Source organism: Fimbriimonas ginsengisoli Gsoil 348, assembly GCF_000724625.1.
Lineage (GTDB): Bacteria > Armatimonadota > Fimbriimonadia > Fimbriimonadales > Fimbriimonadaceae > Fimbriimonas > Fimbriimonas ginsengisoli.
On the sequence record NZ_CP007139.1, the window covers coordinates 1,294,529 to 1,313,624 of the forward strand.

Genomic DNA, 19,096 nt, shown 5'->3' on the forward strand with positions numbered 1-19,096 from the left:
TTACAATAGATCGACATTGCCTCGAACTCCAGTTCTTACGATTCAATGGACGTAACCACCAAACGCACCGATAGCGGCGACCCCGGCTTCCAATCGTTGGTCGAAAGGCTCACGCGTTTTCTCTCCGTCCTCAACGGAGAGAACGATGCCTTTTACACCCAGCACAACAAAACCGACAACCTGCCGACGGTCGTGGTGGCTTATGCCGGAGCGGAGCCGGTGGGATGCGGCGCCTTTCGGTGGGTTCGAGACGGCGTGGTGGAGATCAAGCGGATGTACGTCGACCCCGATCATCGCGGCCGAGGCGTCGGCGCCCAGGTGCTGCGGGAGCTCGAAGCCTGGGCCGCCGAGGCCGGGGCATCGACCGCGATCCTCGAAACGAGCAAGCGACTCCAATCCGCCGTCCGGCTCTACCAACGTTCGGGCTACCGGGTCATCGAGAACTACGGCCCTTACGTGGGAGTCCACGACAGCGTTTGCATGGAAAAGATCCTGTAAAAAATATGGGGATCGGGCGAAAACCGGTTGTAGAATCGGTCTATGAGGGGAGTCTCGTTGGTTCTCTTAGCGCTGTGCCTTGCCGGGTGCGAAGAGGAGGCGTCTCTGCGATCACGAGCACCGGCGCCCCTTCCCCTGAAAGGCTCCGGGCCCAACCGGGTGATCGGAAAAATTAAGTGGGAGATCCAAGAGGTCAAGTCTGGAAAGACTCTCGGCGCGGGCGAGCGCGAAGTCCGGCTGAAGGACGTCCGAATCAGCAAAATAACGTCGGAAGGGGATGGTAGCCCCGGATTCCGGAAGGAGATTCCCCTCGGCGAGGGATTCAAGGTGGCGCTGTTGGAATTTCCGACCCAGTCGAAGGACGGCATCACCGGATTTGGCCTCTCTGCGGACCGACCCGGCGTGGAGGATTATTCGCTCGAGTGGTTCACCGTCGAAGGCGCGGACCATGCCTTGAAGCTGCAAGAGCCCGGCGAGCTCTCGTTTGGACTAACCAAGACGCCCTCCGGATGGGAGCAGTCGGCGACCGAGTTTGTGAGCGACGTCTCGCTCCGGATAGTGAAAGCGAACGACACCGATCCGGACCCAGCCCCGGTTTGGCGCGTAAAGATCTTCAACGGCTCCGTTGTCGACTGGCCACGCCTGGTCAACGGAAAAGTCGTACCGAACTAGGCCTGAACCCCGGGGTCGCGGAAGCGGGAGGGCTAAGTTCTGAAGACCCCGGCGGAGTCGGGTCATTGCCGTTTGGTTAAGCTCCTCGACGTCTCTTCATCCGCCGCAGACACCCTATACCCTCTCCTCCAGAAGCTGTCGCACTGCATTGCCGCGGCCAATACGGCCGAATGATCGAAGGTGCGGACGATGGCTCGTCCCAATCCAGCCTCGAAGGCTGCATCCGCCAGCCCAGGGGATCAGCCTAATACCGTTTAGTTAACGTGGCACGGGCGGCTCGCCCGTGGGTATCTCGGGCGGCCCGCCCGAGTAAAAGCTTATCGTTCAACCCTATCTAAACGGTGTTGGGCGTCAGCCCTGGGGGCAGGCGACCCATTTCCTCAAGCCCTGAAAGGGCGGCATCACCTAAGATCCTTCGGCCTCCCGAACCGGTGGGGAGGGACCTTCCGGTCTCACCAGAGGGTTCGCCAACTTGAGACGAGACCCCTGGACCGAGGCCGGGGGCGCCGATCACCCTTCGGTGTCCGGTCGAAGCCATCCACCTGGAGTCGCTCAGGAAGCAGGAGTTGGGGGCGGGGCTGTACACTCTTGTTGAAGGGTTATGGCGAGTCCTCACAATCCGGCAGCGACCATCCGAGACGTAGCGGCGGCCGTCGGCGTTTCGCCGATGGCGGTCTCCAAGGTGTTGCATGGGCGAGGAGAGAACGTTCGGGTCGGCGCCGAAACCGCGGAGCGGATTCGCGCCGCGGCGCGAGAGCTGAAGTATCAGCCGAACCACCTCGCCCGCTCGTTGCGCTCGCGCCGAACCCAAACGATCGGACTTGTGTTCGAACACTTCGACCGGGTCGGCGACGAGAACGCTTACTTCCTCCACCTGCTTAATGGAGTAATGAGCGCCACCTTCCCTGCCGACTACACCCTGGCGATCTGCCCGAAGCTGCTCAAGGTATCGGAGCAGGGGGCGATTGCGGACGGGCGGTTCGACGGCGTGCTCTGGTGCAAGCCTAACTTTACGACGCACACCGTAGAAGGGTTGAGAGACTCGGCGGTGCCGGTGGTCATGATGCACGCTCCGCCAAACTCGGTGCCTGGCGTGCCAACCTACTGCGCCGACAACGGAGACGCGCTCCAGCAGGGAGTAGAACATTTGGCGAAGCTGGGACACCGGCGGATCGGGTTCATCGTGGATCAGATCAATTCGCTTACCATGGAAGGGCGCGAGCGTGGTCTCGCCTTCCTCTCCGCAAGCGCCGAGTTAGGTTTGGAGGCCGAGATACTGGTCCGGGAAATCGCCGATGCTCCCCCGGAGGGGTTCACGGGCGTGATCACCTTCTCCGACTACAACGCGGGGCAATTGCTGGCCGCGTGCGACGCGCGCGGAGTGCGGGTACCCGAAGATTTGTCGATCATCGGCTTCGACTCCACTCCGTTCTGCGAACGGACCCGACCGAAGCTGACCGCGATCTCGCAACCGGTCCAGCAGATGGCGAGGGATGCCACGGTACATCTCCTCGCCCTCATCAACGGCGCCTCCCCCCCGTCTCCGCCCCCCTACAAGTGCGGCTTCGACGTCCGAGAGTCCACCGGCCCACCCCCGTAAGCCGTACCTATCGACGTAGTAGATCGAAACCACTCAATATTCGAAGGCTGCATTTACGGCGAAGCCGTGTAGACGCAGGTTGGTTCGTACCTGCGGACAACCCCGAAAGGCCTACCAAGTTAGCGAAGGCCGGCATAGCGGAGCCCTGGTAACAGAAGTCCGCACTACAAGGAGCCCCAAGGGGGCGTCATCCCAAAGCGAAGGGTGGAGCGCAGCGGAACCCTGGTAGAAAGCCGACCACCCTTCCGGAGCCCTGAAAGCGGCGACATCCGCCCCCCTCGAACTCACCCCACCACCCCTTACGCGATCTCTTTCGAATCCGCCGTGCTCTCCCAGGGGAAGCTCGGATTGCCGAAGTGCCCGTTCTTCGCCGTCGGCAGGTACTTCGTGTTGAGCAGACCCAAGTGCTTGATGATCCCCGCCGGCGAGAGGTCGAAACGGTCGCGCACCCGCTTTTCGATGATCGCGGGATCGACCGTCTCGGTACCGAACGTCTCGATGTTGACCGCGACCGGTTGGGCGACGCCGATGGCGTAGGCGAACTGAACCACCACTCGGTCGGCGAGGCCGGCGGCGACGATGTTCTTAGCCACGTGGCGGGCCATGTAGGCCGCGGAGCGGTCGACCTTCGTCGGGTCCTTGCCGGAGAAGGCGCCGCCGCCATGGGGGGCCATGCCGCCGTAGGTGTCGACGATGATCTTACGTCCGGTCACGCCGGTATCCCCCTGCGGGCCGCCGATAATGAACTGGCCGGTCGGGTTAATGTGGTAGGTGATTTCGCCTTGCTGGTACTGCTCGTACGCGGCGAGCACCGGCTGGATGATCCGCGTCCGGACGATCTCCTTGATCCCGTCTTGGGTGAGGAACGGCGCGTGCTGAGCCGAAACCACGACGGTGTCGATCCGCTTCGGCTTCCCGTCGGCCGAGTACTCCACCGAGACTTGGCTCTTCACATCCGGCCGCAGCCCGAGATTCGGGTGCTTGCGTCGAATCTCCGAGGCCTGCCGCGTGAGCGCGTGCGCGATCGAGATCGGCAACGGCATCAGCTCGGGGGTCTCGTTGCTGGCATAGCCAAACATCATCCCCTGGTCGCCGGCCCCGCCGACGTCCACGCCCATCGCAATATCCGCCGACTGCCCCTGGATCGCCACGAGCACGCCGCAGGTGTTCCCGTCGAACCCCAGGTCGGTGTCGGTGTATCCCGCATCGTTCACCGTCTGCCGGACGACCCGAGCCACATCCACGTACCCTTCCGTAGTGACCTCGCCCGCCACCACGGCGACGCCGCGGGTCAAAAGCGTCTCGATCGCCACCCGGCTACGGGGGTCTTGCTCTAAAAACGCGTCGAGCAAGGCATCAGAAATCTGGTCCGCCAGCTTATCCGGATGCCCCTCACTAACGCTCTCCGAAGTATAAATCCTCATCGTACAGGCCCTAAAGGGTACCCGCCTGGCCGCTGGCGGCGGGAGTGGTCGCTCGAGGTCCTTGGGAAATCAGGTTGGCTTTTCTTGTTCCCCTTGAATTCCCCGTGACGGGTGAGGCACCCGGGGCCCTCGAGAGTCAGCCCTTGGCAAGTTGAATTTAATGCCGCTCCTAGGAGCGGTCTTCAAGCTCGTCGTGAACCACTACCGTCCCACAGGTAATCGTAGTCGTATGCCCTGGGAGCAACGCTTCAACTCACTACAAGGATTCATATCTATCCTTTGTTTCACGAAAAGAGGGGCGAGGCATGAAGAGTAATCGGGGGTGGGTGGGCCCGGCAGCCTGCCATCGGAAATCTTCATTTGCCCACCATTGATGCTCCCGTCCCGTCTTCCAGGATACCATGGTAAGATCCCTCGAGTTTCATCGAGGCCGGCGCCATCCAACGTACATCGCGCGGGAACAATGGTGATTAAACTATTATAGGGGGCTCCGCACTGCTTACAACTGCGCTGAACCTTCCAAATCATGGACGACCCAACCGCTGCCTTTCTCGCTTACCTCTACAGGAGCCACTTGATGGGAAATCCCGCCGCGTATTGGAGGAACTGGGCGATGGACCAAGGAGTCGATGACGGAGTCGCCCTGCGGGCTCACAACACTCTTCTTTACGATGGATTCGCTCTTGACGGCGATATGGCCGCGTCTTCGGAAATAACACCTAAGGGCATCGAATTGGTCGAGAGCCACAGTTTAGTCCCAGCCGAAGAGATTGCTGCCGAGCGCGAGCACAGGGATATTGTGATCAGGGCATTGCAGCATGCAGGCATCGTTTATCGCAATTTTAACGTCGGTTTCGGCAAGTTTGCAGAAATGCTCAGCCTTAGTGACGAGCAAGTCTTCCGTGCCATGCATTATCTGAGTATGTTCGGTTACGTCCGATGCCCGGACTACGAAAGCTACAGCATTACTCCGCAAGGAATAGCTTTCATCGAGAGGAGCAACTTGCCATTAAAGCTGCGCCAATTGAAAGAAGGTCGGCTTCCGCCTGCCCGCCGTGGCTACGCCCTGGAAGACATCCTGAGTCAGATTGCACGGAACGAAGGGTGGGAAGTTAGAACGCGCGACCGGAGTGCCAGCGGAGAGGAGAACGATCTTGTGATTTCGCGGCACCGCGATATCTGGATCATCTCATGCAAATGGACAAAGGCTCGGGCCTCTGATGTAGAACTCCGGGACCTTGTTGCCCGCGTTTCACGTCGGTCGAGTCTCCGCGGCATTTTAGTAAGCATGGCGGGCTTCTCGGAATCGGCCATAAGAAATGCCAGCAATGGTCGAGAGATGGTTCTCTTTGTGGGCCCAGGAGACGTAGATCGCCTCGCTTCGGGGTCCCTTACCCTTGACTCGATGCTTACGCAGAAGTTCGCCGCACTTGAGGTTAGTAAAACGATCACTTGGTCCTGAGCCGCCGAAAACCTATCTGCGTTCCTGAAATCGACATTCTTAAATGCACCAGCTATAGAACATGCTTAAAGAGGCACGTTATTTTATGAATTGGAAGGTCCCACTGCCTTTGGACCGTCCACAAGTTGTGGGTGTTAACACCATCTTTGACAGGCAATTTTGAGGGATCTCGAAGTTAGATCAATTTGAAGTGTTCTCAATCCTTCTTTCAGTAGGCAGGCGATCACACTCAACAGAATAGCATTATGCCATTAAGCACTAGCTCGATGAGAGACTTAGATTTAGCACTGAGTACCATGCGTGGACCAGCCTGCCACGGTTAGGAGAGCCGGATACAAGATAATGATGACCAGTGGCGGCAAGAGAAAGAGAATATCATGAGCACGAATTCCACCCAAGTTGAGTCGGCGAGTCGCCGTTTTGCCCAGGCGATTGTAGATGCGCATCGTAACGGTGTCGTATTAGACGACATACTCGGGAGCGCTAAAATTAACAAGCTTTACAATGGCCTCTTTCGGAGTCTCCGTGAGCTAACCGAGGAGAGATTCAAATATGGCTTCACCGTAGGGGAAGCAGCGTTCAATCTTGCCCATCAAATCACGGAATCTGATGCAGATGACGTAAACTTGCATGTCGAGCAATTTGCGAACTACATCTCGCGCTTGCTCACGCGACTCGAAAACATCGAATGGCTGGCGTTTACACCTCTACCTTGGCAGTACGCCGATTTTCCCTTGAAAACAGATTTCGGACCGTTCCAAATCATAAATGTTAACAAAGGGCAAACAGTCGGACAAGAAAAAAACATCCGAACGTTTCGCAACTTTCTTAGGAATCGCCTACAGATCCCCGTAGAAAACAGGGATAACGGCCATGAAAGGTATGACTGGCTGGGGAGCCACTTCTTCAGAAAAAGTGATCAAGCAATACCAGGTAGAGCGATGCTCTTCCAACCATGCGGGACAGGGGAGGAATTTGCTGCACGTCGGCTAAACGAGGGTCAACTTAGAGCGTATTTACCGCTTTTGGAATTGGCTGAAATGATGACACAACGTCATTTATTTCATGTCCCGAAAGTTCACGCTACTACTCCGGGTGGGATGCACATTGAAAGAGGAAGCTTGGACTTAATTCCCGTTTCCCTAGCTGTTGAGAAGAACAGCGGGACTCTTATGTGGTGGTCCCGAAGTCCACAGCAATTTGACGCTTCGGATCGGCACGTCATAGATGTTTCTGAGTTTAAGAAAGCATGGAAATCGTATTGTCGGCCTATTCTGGAACTCGATGCCTATGAGCCTGCAGCCAACTTTTGCGTTTCCATACGAAACGCCCTTTCCGTGTATACCCAATCAAGGAACGCCCCCCATGAAGTTCGCGTCTTGTCTTCGATTATTGCTATCGAAACTCTTCAGAAGCCATTCGGCCAGCGTGGTTCCGTTCGAGAACCATTTTGTATGGCGATCGCGCACCTGATGGGATCCTCCTTAGAGGAACGTACAAAGTGGTACCGAATTGCGTCCAAGCTCTACAGTCAACGGAGCAGTTATGTGCACAGTGCAAGTCTCGATTTTGGCCGGGAGAGTCCTGATGATGTCTTGCGCGATGCCAAAGCAATCTTTGTCGCAACTCTTCAGGACGCCTGTCACTGGGGACTAACGCGAGCGAGGGCAAGTGAGCCTCTTGACAAGACAACACATCGTCAGCATTACGAGAAGTTAATCTTGTCCTAAGTTAGCTGCTGGGCTGCTTGATCTACGCGGTCAAGTAAACACTTTCAGACCTACATTACCAATAATAGTCGTGCCGAGGACCGCCGGCCCCCGGACCCGTCACTCATCCCAACACCCTCACTCCTTCGTCCCCTGATGCACCCCGAGGAGCGAAATAGGGCCCCGAAATGGTCTCTTGCGTGATCTATGGTTAGGGACGACCTTCGTTGGCTTTTGTGATCGTCTTCGGCCAGCAAACCTGCAGCAATACGGCAGCACCGTTGAAGCCCTTCGTCTCCAAAGGGTTACGCCCCCGGAATACTGCTGGGGGCGTTAGCACACAGGGTCAGTCGCCGATTTTCTTGCTGGCGGCTTGGGTGGTCTTTAGCCATGGCTCGAAGGCCAGGCCGATGGCTTGCCGGGCGGCGCGTTGTTGGTGGGGGGTTTTGGGGCCTCCGCTGAGGGCGGTGAAGCCCATGGAGACGAGGAGGGCGCCGGCGGTTTCGAGACCTTTTTCGACGCGGGTGCTGTCGGCCTTTACATTCTTGGCATCAAGAGCCACTTCTTCCTTCTTGACGTCGATAATCATGCAGTCGACCGTGCAGTCGGCTTTTGTCTTCGGGCCAAGGGAAACCCACACGCTCTTGGTGTGCCACTTCGCCCGACCCGCGCATACCCAGTCGACGTGCAGCTTCTTCCCGAGGGCGAGTAAGTCCTTCGCGGAGGGCATGGCGGGAAAGTCCTCGTCATCCTTGAGCTCGGTAGGAATGGGAGCCAACTTCAAATCCGTTTCCCACGCCACCTGAACGGCGGCGGGCGAAAGCACCTCGTGCTTTGTTTTCTCGAAGAGAGTCGTGATCGTCTCCCGCGCCGTCTTGACCGCACTCTCGGTGCCGCCTTTCAGGCACCAGGGAAGGACAGCCACTCGCTCGGCCGGCGTTTGAGCGTGAGTCAACGCGGGGCCGCGGGGTCACCTATGGCCCGTGTGACGGAGCCACGACCTTGATTTCATGGCCAAGCCACCCGTGATCGATTAGAGAGGCATTTCGGATCCCCGCGACCGAACGAAGCATAAGTAGACGAATATCTACCTATTTGTGCTACAATGGGGGTTGGTGCCCCATGCATGCCCAGATCAACAACCCTTCGAGGTCGAAAAGTAAAAAACACGGAACGAACCCAGATTTGAACCTAATCGGGACAAAAACGAACCCAAAAAGTGCGGATTCCGACCTGCCTTCACCGGCGTCGCCATAATCAAGATTCTCCGAGAGGTCTCCAAGAAATGTCCGCCGAGAACACCACACCACCACCGAACGCGGCTCAGATTGAATATTGGAATAAGGGGGGCGGGGCGGCGTGGTCGAACTATCACGACCTGCTGGATCGCCAGCTAGGTCCGTTAGGACACGAGGCCATGCGGGTGCTTGATCTAAAAGCCGGCGAGGCTGTGCTCGATATCGGTTGCGGCTGTGGCCAGACGACGTTCGAACTCGCCACCCGCGTGGGGCCGACCGGGTCGGTGACGGGGGTCGATATCTCGGCGCCGATGCTCGCGATCGCGGAGGCTCGGGCGCCTCATGACGGGGCGGGCGAGATCGAATTCCGGCTACGGGACGTTCAGACCGACGACCTCGGGATCGGCCGGTACGACGTCGCGTTCTCGCGATTCGGGGTGATGTTTTTCAGCGAGCCGACGGTGGCGTTTCGCAACATCCACCGTGCGCTCCGGCCGGACGGCCGGCTTGCATTCGTCTGCTGGCAGCCGTTCTCATCGAACCCCTGGATGCGCGAACCGCTCGAGGCGGTTCGCCACCTACTACCACCCTCGGAGCCTCCCGACCCATTGGCGCCCGGCCCCTTCGCATTTGCCGACCCCGACCGCGTTCGCGGAATCTTGACCGATGCGGGATTCACGAACATCGACATTGCGTCGTTTGAAACCACCCTCGGCAGTGGCTCGGTCGACGAGACGCTCGCCGTGACGCTGCGAATCGGACCCCTCGGCCGAGCCGTAGCCGACCAGCCCGAACGGTTACCGGAACTTGCCGGTCCCGTCCGAGCCGTCCTCGAGCGATACCTAACGTCAAATGGTGTTCAGATCCCAGCCTCGGCCTGGATCGTTCGCGCATTGGGTAGACAAGAATAGTTAACGAGGAGAGATCCGGAAGCTCCCTTTGAAACTGAACCTCTTTGAGGGAGTGGCGCGGTCATAGGTGATTTCGTTATCCACGGTGACGGTCGTGGAGGCGAAATTACTTAAGCGAAACGAGAAACGCGATGACATTGCGGAGGACCGGTTATCTGGGTGGACGTTAAGGTTCGCCGGGCCACTGTCGTAGAGCCACACTCTAAGGAAGGCATCGTTCCATGTCCCGGAATATCCTTTGACGCCGCCAGAATTAAAGTCTGGCTGATCCGAGATCGTTGCGACCCCGCTCATCGGGCCGGTGGTGAGATTGAAGCTAATGTTCGCCCTCGACGGGTGGGGAGACGCGGCCTGACGCACGAAATGAAGCGTTTGACCGGAAATGTCAGATCGGATGAGATCCAGGCTGCCGTCACGGTTCATCTTTCCAGTCAATTGGAATTCAGCCCCGTCTTCCAGTTCACAGGTTGCCTCAACCGAACTCCCCTTGACGGAACCTTCAAAGACTCCCTCCTGGAATGCGTAAATGCCCGTCTCCGCCGCCACGACGAAGTCGCCGTTCCAATGATCGCTGGAGTCGGGCAACACCTCCAAGACCATCGGCGAACCGTCGGGAAGGGTCGCCACGTATTGCGCCGCATCCGTCCCTCCCAGGGTGGCTCCCGGTCCCGAGGATGAAGTGGAACCACCACATCCGTTTAAGACCATGAGGAAAGAAAATGCGACTACCGGCAAAAAAGGTTTGGGCACTAAGCAGCTTAGCCGTAATCGCCGTTTTCGTCGACGAGGTGTTTCCGACCACCAGTCATGACCTTGGGCGGGCGAGATATGGACAGCGTCCGGAATTCTCCACCCCCAACCCCCTCCTCATCGCACATACATCGACGAGGAGGGGGCTTCGGATTTTTGATTTGGGCGGTTGCCAATTCTTGAAAACACGTATATAATCAACTGGTTTTATAACCAATGAGTTATTCACAGCCTGAACAATTGAATGCTACGTTTGCCGCTCTCGCCGATCCGACTCGGCGGGCGATCTTGGCGCGGCTTGCGCAAGGGGAGGCTTCGGTGAACGAGCTGGCGCTTCCCTTTGCGATGAGCCAGCCGGCTATTTCCAAACACATCAAGGTGTTGGAGCATGCCGGGCTGATCTCGCGGAGTCGCGAGGCGCAGAAGCGGCCGTGCCGAATCGAAGCGAAGCCCTTGGCGGAAGCCTCGGAATGGCTCGAGAGGTACCGACAGTTTTGGGAAGGCAACTTCCAGCGGCTCGACGGTTTGCTGGAAGAGTTGAAGGCTCTACGACCCGACGGACTTTAAGACATGCTCGACACACCAGAAATCGCTCAAACCGACTCCCTCACCACCGCGACGATCCGGCTCACCATTCCCCGACACGAGATTCAGCAGGTGATGGGGCCGGCGATCCAAGAGGTAATGGCGGCCGTGGCCGCCCAAGGGCTCACGCCGACCGGCCCGGTCTTCTCCTATCACTACAAGATGGACCCCGGAACTTTCGACTTCGAAGTCGGCATTCCGGTCGCCTCGCCGCCCACTCCGGTTGGCCGGGTGCAGGCAAGCCAACTGCCGGCGCGGAAAGTGGCGCGCACCACCTACCGCGGACCTTACGAAGGGCTGGGCGAGGGTTGGGGCAAATTCGCAGACTGGATCGAAGGGCAGGGGCTTGCCACCGCGCCGGATCTGTGGGAGTTTTACGCCGCCGGGCCGGAATCGGGCGACGATTCTTCGACTTGGCGCACCGAGCTGGTGAAGCCGTTGGTGGACCAATGAGGCCCGGCCTCGTAGTAACCGCGCCAGGCGATCTCGAGATCGTCATGACGCGGTCGTTCGACGCGCCACGGGATCTGGTTTTCGAAGCGATGACGAAGCAGGAGTTCTTGCGGCGCTGGCTCTTGGGGCCGGATGGGTGGACGATGACGGTTTGCGAGTTCGACGCCCGCCCCGGGGGACACTATCGGTATGAGTGGAAGCACGCCGACGGGGCGGCAATGGGCATGGGCGGGACTTTCCTGGAGGTCGTTCCGCCCGAGCGGATGGTTCAACGCGAGAAATTCGACGAGCCGTGGTACCCGGGCGAAGCGATCGTGACGACTAACCTTCAAGAGGTAGCAGGGCAGACAACCCTGGTCGTGACGCTTCGGTACGAGACGAAGGAAGCGCGCGACGGCGTGCTCAAATCGCCGATGGAAGGCGGAGTCTCGGCGAGCTACGATCGTCTGGAGGCGATCCTGCGCGAGCAATTCGGCTCGCCGGCGGAATAAAGATAGCTAAAGCTATTCCTCCGCTCGCGGCATCGCTTGTGCTCGGCATGGGTGTTCTCGTGGTGGTGGGACGTCGTAAACCGGCGGCGCAATCTCGCGTCGCCGATTGACCATGCAGATCCACCCGTAGCCCGTGGATAAGGGGCATTGACAAATTAGGTTTACATTCCCCTTGCCTGATTTCACCCGTAGCCCGTGGCTTTAGCCGCGGTTCAAGGTTCTACCGGGGATAAATCCCCGGGCTTCGGGTGAACCTTTCTTGTCAATCTATATTTGTCAATCACCATAACCTTCGGGTCACGGGGTTTTGTCCCGGATTATTGGCCTGGGGGGCTGCTATGAGAAGGGTTCAAGTTATTGGTAGTCTAGGTTTGCAGGCCGCCAATGTTCATTCACCTTCCTCCTACGCAAGCTCCCTTTTCCCGTGTCGACGATGGGATCGTTATTCGGTTGAAAGGGGGACGCCTAAGGCTCCAGGTGAATTCGCCGGAGATCGTTCGAGTTCGATTTACCCAGGGGGAGGACCGCGGTCCGGCCAGCCTGGCGGTGATCGCAAGGCCCACTAAGACGGCGTTCTCGGTGGTCCAGAAGGGAGGCGAGATCTCACTGAAGACCTCGGCGATGCAGGTCGTGGTCGAGAAGCGGACCGGCGCGGTCAGGTTTTTAGACGAAAAGGGGAAGCCGATCCTCTCCGAGCGGCCGAACAAGAGCCTTACCCCCTCCAAAGTTGCCGGGATTCCGACGCTACGCAGCCGGCTGGGATTCGATCTTGCGCCGGGGGAGGCGATCTACGGCTTGGGACAGCGGCAGGACGGACTGCTGAACCACCGGGGGAGCTTGGTCCATCTCCAGCAGGAAAACCGGATCATCGCGGTGCCGATGCTTCTGTCGAGTCGCGGCTACGGCCTGCTCTGGGACAACCCGGCCATTACCGACGTGGATGTGGCGGGAGGCACCGAAGCGCCCCTCGATAGCTCGTGGCTCCGGGACGAAAACGGCACTCCCGGAGGGCTAACCGGGCGGTATTTCGAGGGCAAGTCGTTCGAGAAGCTCGTGCTCACCCGGAAGGACCCGAAGATCGATTTCGACTGGGGCAAGACGCCTCCGCCAGGCCTTCCGCATGACGACTACAGCGTCCGCTGGACCGGATTCCTCGAAGTTCCGAAGGACGGCGAGTACAACCTCGTTCCCGGCGGCGACGATGGCTTCCGCCTCTTCGTGGACGATCGGATGGTCACCGAAGACTGGAACGCCCGCGCCTTTCTTAGCATTCCGACAAAGGTTCGTTTGCGGGCGGGTCGGCACAAGCTCCGATTCGAATACTTTCAGGCACGCTACGACGCGAGGGTGCGGCTTGCGCTGCATACCCCCGCCACGGACCCAAGTGTCACCTGGACCTCAGAGGCGGCGGACGCCGTCGATTACGTTTTCTTCAAGGGACCCAGCCTCGAGAAGGTGATCCAAGGGTATCGACGGATGACGGGGCAAGCGCCGATGTTCGGACGATGGGCGTTCGGTTTGTGGCAAAGCCGGGAGCGGTACAAGACCCAGGCCGAGCTGCTGGACGTGGTGCGCCGCTATCGCGACGCGAAGATCCCGCTCGACGGGATCATTCAAGATTGGCAGTACTGGCCGAAGAACTCATGGGGTACCCACCATTTCGATCCCGACCGGTACCCCGACCCGGCTGGAATGATGCGAACGCTCCACGAGGAGGGGATCCACACCCTTATCTCCGTGTGGCCCAAGTTCGACGTGGGAAGCGGGAACGCGAAGGAGCTGGAGCGAGCCGGCGCGCTATTCCCCAAGGTCATCCCTTACGTCTATCCGGAAGGAAGGGGGCAATGGTACGACCCGTTCAGCTCGGTGGGACGCCGAACGTATTGGGGTCAGATCTCCCGAGAGCTGGCGGGCAAAGGGTGGGACGGATGGTGGCTCGACGGGAGCGAGGCCGAATTGGGCGGGGCTTGGGGCGAGTTCCGCGACTTCAAGACTGCCCGCGGTCCCGGCTCGAGCGTTTTCAATGCCTACCCTTTGATGCATACGCAGGGAGTGTACGAGGGGTGGCGAGCCGAGCACCGCGATCGACGGGCCATCATTCTCACGCGATCGGCGTACGCCGGCCAGCAACGGAACGGCGCGATCTCGTGGTCGGGCGACATCGCGGCCACGTGGGACGTTTTTGCCAAGCAAATCCCCGCCGGGCTCAACTTCTCGATGTCGGGCATACCGTACTGGAACACGGATACGGGTGGCTTCTTCAATGTGCCGCCGGTGACCGACAAGGGGTATCAGGACCTGTTCGCCCGCTGGTTCCAGTTCAGCGTGTTCTGCCCGATGCTCCGCATCCACGGCACCGATAACCCCAAGGAAATCTGGCGCTGGCCTTCGCCCACCCGCGACACTCTCGTGCGGTTCGACGAGCTGCGGTACCACCTGCTTCCCTACATCTACTCCACGGCGTGGCAGGTTACGAGCCGGGGATCGACGATGATGCGAGGATTGCCGATCGACTTTCGAGAAGACGAAAAGGTCTTGGACATCACTGACCAATTTATGTTCGGTCCTTCCCTCATGGCTTGTCCCGTGACCAAACCAAATGCGGTTAGCCGGGCGGTGTACCTGCCCAAAGGCACGAGTTGGATCGATTTCTGGACGGGGGCGAGGTATGCGGGCGGGAAAACGGTCGAATGCGATGCCAAGGAGAAGCTGCCGGTGTTGGTAAGGGCGGGCTCGATCCTTCCCTACGGTCCCTCCGTGCAGAACGCCCAGCAGTCGCAGGACCCGACGGAGCTGCGGGTTTACCCTGGCGCCAACGGAGCGTTCACGATCTACGATGACGCTGGGGACGGTTATGGCTACGAGAAGGGAGCGTACGCTACGATCGACCTGCGCTGGGACGATCGGACGCACACGTTGACGATCGGCAAACGGAACGGGAGTTACCCTGGGATGCCGCCTTCACGAACGTTCCGGATCGTGCTCGTCCAGCCTGGGGCCGGAGTGGGGATCCCGTCGACGGCGCAAGTTCGGCGAACGGCGAGGTACATCGGCGACCGGATAGTGGTCAGACTTTGAATGACGGCGGAAGATCGCAATGCGAGACATCTTCGCGCAGGTACGAACCAAAGCTGCGTCTACAACGCTTCGCGTTATGGACTGTGGTTGATGCGGTAGCATCTGATGCATGCGAACCACGTTGGACATTGCGGAGGACGTGCTGTTGGCAGCGAAAGCGCTGGGGAGATTGGAGCATAAGACTGCCGGCCAGGTCCTGTCGGAGCTGGCCAGGAAGGGACTTGCCGCCTCGAAAGGAGGGGCTGAGATGAGCTCCGAGCAGGAATTCCTCGGGTTTAGGCCATTGCCGATGCGTGGCGTGGTCGTCACGTCGGAACTGATCGAGCGGCTCCGTGAGGACGAGTTTCTGTGACCGCTCTACTCGATGTGAACATGCTGCTCGCGTTGCTCGACGGGTCTCATGTCCATCACGTCCGCGCCAAGGAGTGGCTGCTCGCGCAACCGAAGCCAACCTGGGCGTCGTGTCCCATTACGCAGAACGGGTTTATTCGGATTATCTCGCAGAGCGCTTATCCGGGTTCGATCAGTACAAGCCAGGCCTTTTCCCTGCTTGGGACTGCCGCAAGTTCGCCTCACCATCGATTTTGGCCCGACGATCTCAGTCTCCTTGACGGGTCCCTCATCGATCCAACTCTTGTTCATGGTCCCAAACAGGTTACGGACATTTACCTACTTGCCCTTGCCGTAAAACATAACGGACGGTTCGTGGCCTTGGACCGGGCAATTCCACTGAGCAGCGTTCGCGGCGCCCAATCGCACCATTTGGTTCTTCTCTAACGGCCCGAACCGGCTTCCCCATCTCGGCGATTTTGAGGTCGCTGATCTAATTCATTGAACCTCCTGTGGGTTGTCGGCCACCCACCTTTGATTACCGGCACGCTACCCGTCCAATGGCTACCAAAGGCGTGCCTAAGGAGCAGAAATGAAAGTATCATCGCTTCGCCAGAGTGTCCCGCGTGGAAAACATGTGGATCCAGGCATCGCTTTTCAGCGAACGAGAACAGGCATCTTGGCCCTTGGCCTCTTGGCAACGGTGGGCGGCGCCTATGCCTGTTCCGGGGTGGGGCCGCCGGGACAACCGGTCGTATTCGGCGACCAGACGAACATCGTCATTTGGGATGAAGCTCACCATACGGAGCATTTCATCCGCAACGCCAAGTTCCGGTCCGGAGCGGACGATTTCGGCTTTATCGCTCCCACTCCCGCAAAGCCCGAGCTAAGCCAGGCATCCAGTCGCGCGTTCAATACCCTTGCGGCGCTCGCTCCGGTTGTTGTGTACAGCAGAGGTTTCGGCGGTGGGGGAGGAATGGCCGACCGAACAAAATCCGCCGAGGTTCAGGTTATTCAGGAGGCGGATGTCTCCGGCTATCATGCGACGACTCTGAAGTGCCCGGATGCTCACGCCATCAACGATTGGATGAACCAGCATGGCTACATTTCGACCCCCGAAGTCGAAAAATGGGCGGAGCGATATTGCTCCCGTGGTTGGTACCTCACGGCGTTCAAAGTCGTGGACAAATCGAAGCTTATGGCGTCGACAGGCACCGTTCGGATGTCTTTCCGGACCAACAAGCCGTTCAATCCGTTTTACGTTCCGGCGACGAACATCCCCATCAATGGGGGAGGGACCTTGCGGGTCTATTTCGTTTCGGTCGGCAACTACGATGCGCTCATCGGGCATTCCGAAACTTGGCAAACGCCCCAGTGGACCTCGGCGGTCCCCGAGGCCTCGGCGGCGCTGCTCGCTAAACAGGCCGAATTGCCGTTCGCTTCCGTTCCTGACAACTGCCAGGTGGAGGCGTTCGTCGACAACAACTTCCCGCGTCCGGCCGCGGACGATATCTACTTCGTCAAGAGGCCGACGGAAGCGTCGTCGAGCAAGCTCATCGGCCTGCCCGGCCGCCAGATCCCAACGACCGCGGCGATGTCTCTACTCGTGAGTCTCGGAGTGTTCGCGGTAGCCCGCCGGCGTCGGTCGGCAGGCTAGGGCCAGACGCTTTGCATCCCGGGGCGTGCCCGGGATGCAAAGCGGTCTTTGGGTCAAGCCTTGGCGCGCATCGCGGCTTCGATCTTGGCGACGTCGATCTTTCCCATCTCCATCATTGCCTCGAAGGCTCGCTTGGCCACGTCGCCACCCTCGGCCATCGCATCGGTCAAGATGCGGGGCGTGATCTGCCATGACACACCCCATTTGTCCTTGCACCAACCGCACGCGCTTTCTTGGCCTCCGTTTCCGACGATCGCGTTCCAGTAGCGGTCAGTCTCCGCTTGGTCTTCGGTAGCGATCTGAAACGAGAACGCCTCCGTCTGCTTGAACACGTCTCCACCATTAAGACCAACGCACGGAATGCCGCAGACGGTGAACTCCACGAGCAGGACATCCCCTTCCTTTCCGCCAGGGAAATCCGACGGCGCGCAGTGGATCTTGCCGACGGAGGTGTCGGGAAACGTCTCGGCATAAAATCGCGCCGCCGCTTCGGCGTCTTTGTCGTACCAAAGGCAAATCGTGTTTTTGTTCATAGTCGTTCTCCTCTTCAGTTACTTGTGAGTAGACCCGGTCGCCGCCGATGTCAGCGAGATCGTCAGCATGGGCTCTCATCAATGAGTCGATTGGCCCCGACAATAATCGACCGGTCGCAAGAAGGATTTTCGTTCGTCAAGCTTTCGATGGGGTCGGCGAGTTGTCCCTTAACCGACAATGTGAGAAAGGGGACGTCCGATGGCGCGCAGTGTTCCTTCCGGCCGCTGGCCCCGCGCCGACGCCTTATCTGCCCGCCGTAACCGGCATCGGGGAGGAGCTTCTCAGGGTTTCCCGTATAAATACCTGGGGTTTCTTGCGCCCGAGGTCTCTAGCGGTCGTCACATGTCTGGTGCCCTGCCAAACGAGGCTCGCGATGATCGAAGTTCCGCGAGCTCATTTCCGCTACACGGGTAGGGACGCCCTAGGAGAACGAGTATGAGAACGAAGATTCAGAAGAGCGCCACGATGGTCGCCATTGCTATGGTCACATCGGTCGCAACGGCGCAGGGAATCTCGGTAACGGTGGACGGCAAAGCCGTCCATTTCAACAATGGTGGACCGCGGAGCGTCCAGGGACGCGTCATGGTGCCACTTCGCGGCGTGTTCGAGCAGATGGGTGCATCCGTAAATTGGGATGCCGCCAACCGAGACGTCAATGCGAGCCGGAACGGCAAGTCGATGCGGCTTCACATTGGAGACCGAGAAGCAAACGTCGGCGGCCAGCCAGTAACGATGGACGTCCCCGCGATGATCATGAACGGAGCCACGATGGTTCCCATCCGCTTCCTTAGCGAGACCCTTGGCGCACAAGTGAAGTGGAACGAGTCCGAGAGGCTTGTGGCGATCAGCACGAACGGGGAGGATGGAGACACCGAAACGAGCTCCACCCTGCGAGACCAAAAAGGCCGCGTTCGAAATCGAGCGGGTCAATACCAAGACGATGACGGCGTGTGGCACAACGCTCGAACCCGGTGGCAGGATCAGAACGGAACCTGGCACGAGGTCCGAGGCGGGCGTCAAACCAACGGAAGTCAGACAAACGGCCGAGCCCAGACGATCGCCGGCACTACGGTTCTTCCGGTCACGTTGGACAACGCTTTGTCCTCGTCCCAGTCTGAGCCTGGCGAGCGGTTTACGGCCACGGTCCGCTCAACCGGTAACGATTACTACGGCATGCTGCCCGACGGCACCAAGGTTCAAGGAACGGTTGTCACCTCGCGGGCCCAGTCCGGAAGAGACCCTGGACTCCTTGAACTCAGCTTCGAGGAGCTCCGGTTACCGAACGGAAGGACCTATCCGATCACCGGAAGTCTCGTGAGCCTGACCGCCGCGGGTGTGGTGCGCGATGCCGACGGCCGTATTCGAGCCACTGAGGCGACGACCGACAAACGGGGCGTCTTTGCCGGTTACGGCGCGGGCGCCGGGCTTATCGTCGGTCTGTTGACCAAGAAACCGATTGAGGGCACGATCCTCGGCGGCGTTCTCGGCTACATCGCCGGCCAGGTCCAAAAGGACAAGGCCGATAAGCCAAGCAATGTACGGCTCGAGCCCGGCACGCAGTTCGGCGTTCTGCTAGCAAGGCCCGTCACCCTCCTGGACCGCGACATCCGAAGCCGCTAGTCGCGTCGCCGTCGGCAGGAGGAAGATTCCCACCTCCGGCCGACGCCCTCTCCTGATTGGTCAGATTGAATCTGACCAATCGAT

General features: G+C 59.2%; 18 protein-coding genes. 14 read left to right on the forward strand and 4 right to left on the reverse strand.

All coding sequences use genetic code 11. The annotated features are described in order from the left end of the window. Positions 1 to 45 precede the first annotated feature (45 nt). The 3 genes from OP10G_RS05855 (at position 46) to OP10G_RS05865 (ending at position 2,770) form a co-directional block, all read left to right on the forward strand. Entirely contained in the window at positions 46 to 498 is a 453-nt protein-coding gene (locus OP10G_RS05855; protein WP_025226820.1) for a GNAT family N-acetyltransferase, read from the forward strand. A 42-nt stretch (positions 499 to 540) separates the two neighbouring features. Continuing rightward, complete coding sequence (locus tag OP10G_RS05860) at positions 541 to 1,170, forward strand: hypothetical protein (protein ID WP_025226819.1); 630 nt, start codon at positions 541 to 543, stop codon at positions 1,168 to 1,170. Positions 1,171 to 1,771: 601 nt separating this feature from the next. Further along, positions 1,772 to 2,770: a LacI family DNA-binding transcriptional regulator gene (locus tag OP10G_RS05865; RefSeq protein ID WP_025226818.1), complete on the forward strand. Its 999-nt coding sequence runs from the start codon at positions 1,772 to 1,774 to the stop codon at positions 2,768 to 2,770. A 299-nt stretch (positions 2,771 to 3,069) separates the two neighbouring features. Here OP10G_RS05865 and metK read toward each other — a convergent pair whose 3' ends face one another. Next, on the reverse strand, positions 3,070 to 4,194 hold the full coding sequence (gene metK / locus OP10G_RS05870; RefSeq protein ID WP_025226817.1) for a methionine adenosyltransferase: 1,125 nt from the start codon (positions 4,192 to 4,194) through the stop codon (positions 3,070 to 3,072). A gap of 526 nt (positions 4,195 to 4,720) precedes the next feature. On the opposite strand from metK, the gene OP10G_RS05875 reads away from it, so the two are divergent. Beyond that, a complete protein-coding gene (locus tag OP10G_RS05875) occupies positions 4,721 to 5,656 on the forward strand; it encodes a restriction endonuclease (RefSeq protein ID WP_025226816.1) in 936 nt (311 codons plus the stop codon). Between the two features lie 377 nt (positions 5,657 to 6,033). Next, the gene (locus tag OP10G_RS05880) at positions 6,034 to 7,386 is read left to right on the forward strand and encodes a HEPN domain-containing protein (RefSeq protein WP_025226815.1); all 1,353 of its coding nucleotides are present in this window, start codon (positions 6,034 to 6,036) and stop codon (positions 7,384 to 7,386) included. A 325-nt stretch (positions 7,387 to 7,711) separates the two neighbouring features. On the opposite strand, the gene OP10G_RS05885 is transcribed toward OP10G_RS05880, so the two are convergent. Continuing rightward, positions 7,712 to 8,290 carry a hypothetical protein gene (locus OP10G_RS05885; protein WP_025226814.1) on the reverse strand — a complete coding sequence of 193 codons (579 nt, stop codon included), beginning with the start codon at positions 8,288 to 8,290 and terminating at the stop codon, positions 7,712 to 7,714. 360 nt (positions 8,291 to 8,650) lie between these two features. On the opposite strand from OP10G_RS05885, the gene OP10G_RS05890 reads away from it, so the two are divergent. After that, positions 8,651 to 9,514, forward strand: a complete 864-nt coding sequence (locus OP10G_RS05890) for a class I SAM-dependent methyltransferase (protein WP_025226813.1) — start codon at positions 8,651 to 8,653, stop codon at positions 9,512 to 9,514. Here the strand turns inward: OP10G_RS05890 and OP10G_RS05895 are convergent, their stop codons facing one another. Further along, a complete protein-coding gene (locus OP10G_RS05895) occupies positions 9,515 to 10,264 on the reverse strand; it encodes a hypothetical protein (RefSeq protein ID WP_144241019.1) in 750 nt (249 codons plus the stop codon). Between the two features lie 216 nt (positions 10,265 to 10,480). Here OP10G_RS05895 and OP10G_RS05900 point away from each other — a divergent pair, with 216 nt between their 5' ends. The 7 genes from OP10G_RS05900 to OP10G_RS05930 all read left to right on the forward strand — a co-directional run bounded on the left by OP10G_RS05900 (position 10,481) and on the right by OP10G_RS05930 (position 16,858). Further along, the gene (locus OP10G_RS05900) at positions 10,481 to 10,831 is read left to right on the forward strand and encodes an ArsR/SmtB family transcription factor (RefSeq protein ID WP_025226811.1); all 351 of its coding nucleotides are present in this window, start codon (positions 10,481 to 10,483) and stop codon (positions 10,829 to 10,831) included. A gap of 3 nt (positions 10,832 to 10,834) precedes the next feature. Further along, positions 10,835 to 11,302: a GyrI-like domain-containing protein gene (locus OP10G_RS05905; RefSeq protein ID WP_025226810.1), complete on the forward strand. Its 468-nt coding sequence runs from the start codon at positions 10,835 to 10,837 to the stop codon at positions 11,300 to 11,302. Continuing rightward, on the forward strand, positions 11,299 to 11,793 hold the full coding sequence (locus OP10G_RS05910; protein WP_025226809.1) for an SRPBCC family protein: 495 nt from the start codon (positions 11,299 to 11,301) through the stop codon (positions 11,791 to 11,793). Before OP10G_RS05905 ends, OP10G_RS05910 begins: the two co-directional genes overlap by 4 nt. Positions 11,794 to 12,177: 384 nt before the next feature. Then, entirely contained in the window at positions 12,178 to 14,871 is a 2,694-nt protein-coding gene (locus OP10G_RS24110) for a TIM-barrel domain-containing protein (protein WP_025226808.1), read from the forward strand. 109 nt (positions 14,872 to 14,980) lie between these two features. Further along, a complete protein-coding gene (locus OP10G_RS05920) occupies positions 14,981 to 15,223 on the forward strand; it encodes a hypothetical protein (RefSeq protein WP_025226807.1) in 243 nt (80 codons plus the stop codon). Further along, entirely contained in the window at positions 15,220 to 15,648 is a 429-nt protein-coding gene (locus tag OP10G_RS05925; RefSeq protein WP_025226806.1) for a TA system VapC family ribonuclease toxin, read from the forward strand. Before OP10G_RS05920 ends, OP10G_RS05925 begins: the two co-directional genes overlap by 4 nt. A gap of 232 nt (positions 15,649 to 15,880) precedes the next feature. Continuing rightward, the gene (locus OP10G_RS05930) at positions 15,881 to 16,858 is read left to right on the forward strand and encodes a DUF2330 domain-containing protein (RefSeq protein WP_158409150.1); all 978 of its coding nucleotides are present in this window, start codon (positions 15,881 to 15,883) and stop codon (positions 16,856 to 16,858) included. A 53-nt stretch (positions 16,859 to 16,911) separates the two neighbouring features. Here the strand turns inward: OP10G_RS05930 and OP10G_RS05935 are convergent, their stop codons facing one another. Then, the gene (locus tag OP10G_RS05935; protein WP_025226804.1) at positions 16,912 to 17,391 is read right to left on the reverse strand and encodes a VOC family protein; all 480 of its coding nucleotides are present in this window, start codon (positions 17,389 to 17,391) and stop codon (positions 16,912 to 16,914) included. Between the two features lie 436 nt (positions 17,392 to 17,827). On the opposite strand from OP10G_RS05935, the gene OP10G_RS24115 reads away from it, so the two are divergent. Next, on the forward strand, positions 17,828 to 19,012 hold the full coding sequence (locus OP10G_RS24115) for a stalk domain-containing protein (RefSeq protein WP_025226803.1): 1,185 nt from the start codon (positions 17,828 to 17,830) through the stop codon (positions 19,010 to 19,012). Positions 19,013 to 19,096: the final 84 nt, after the last annotated feature.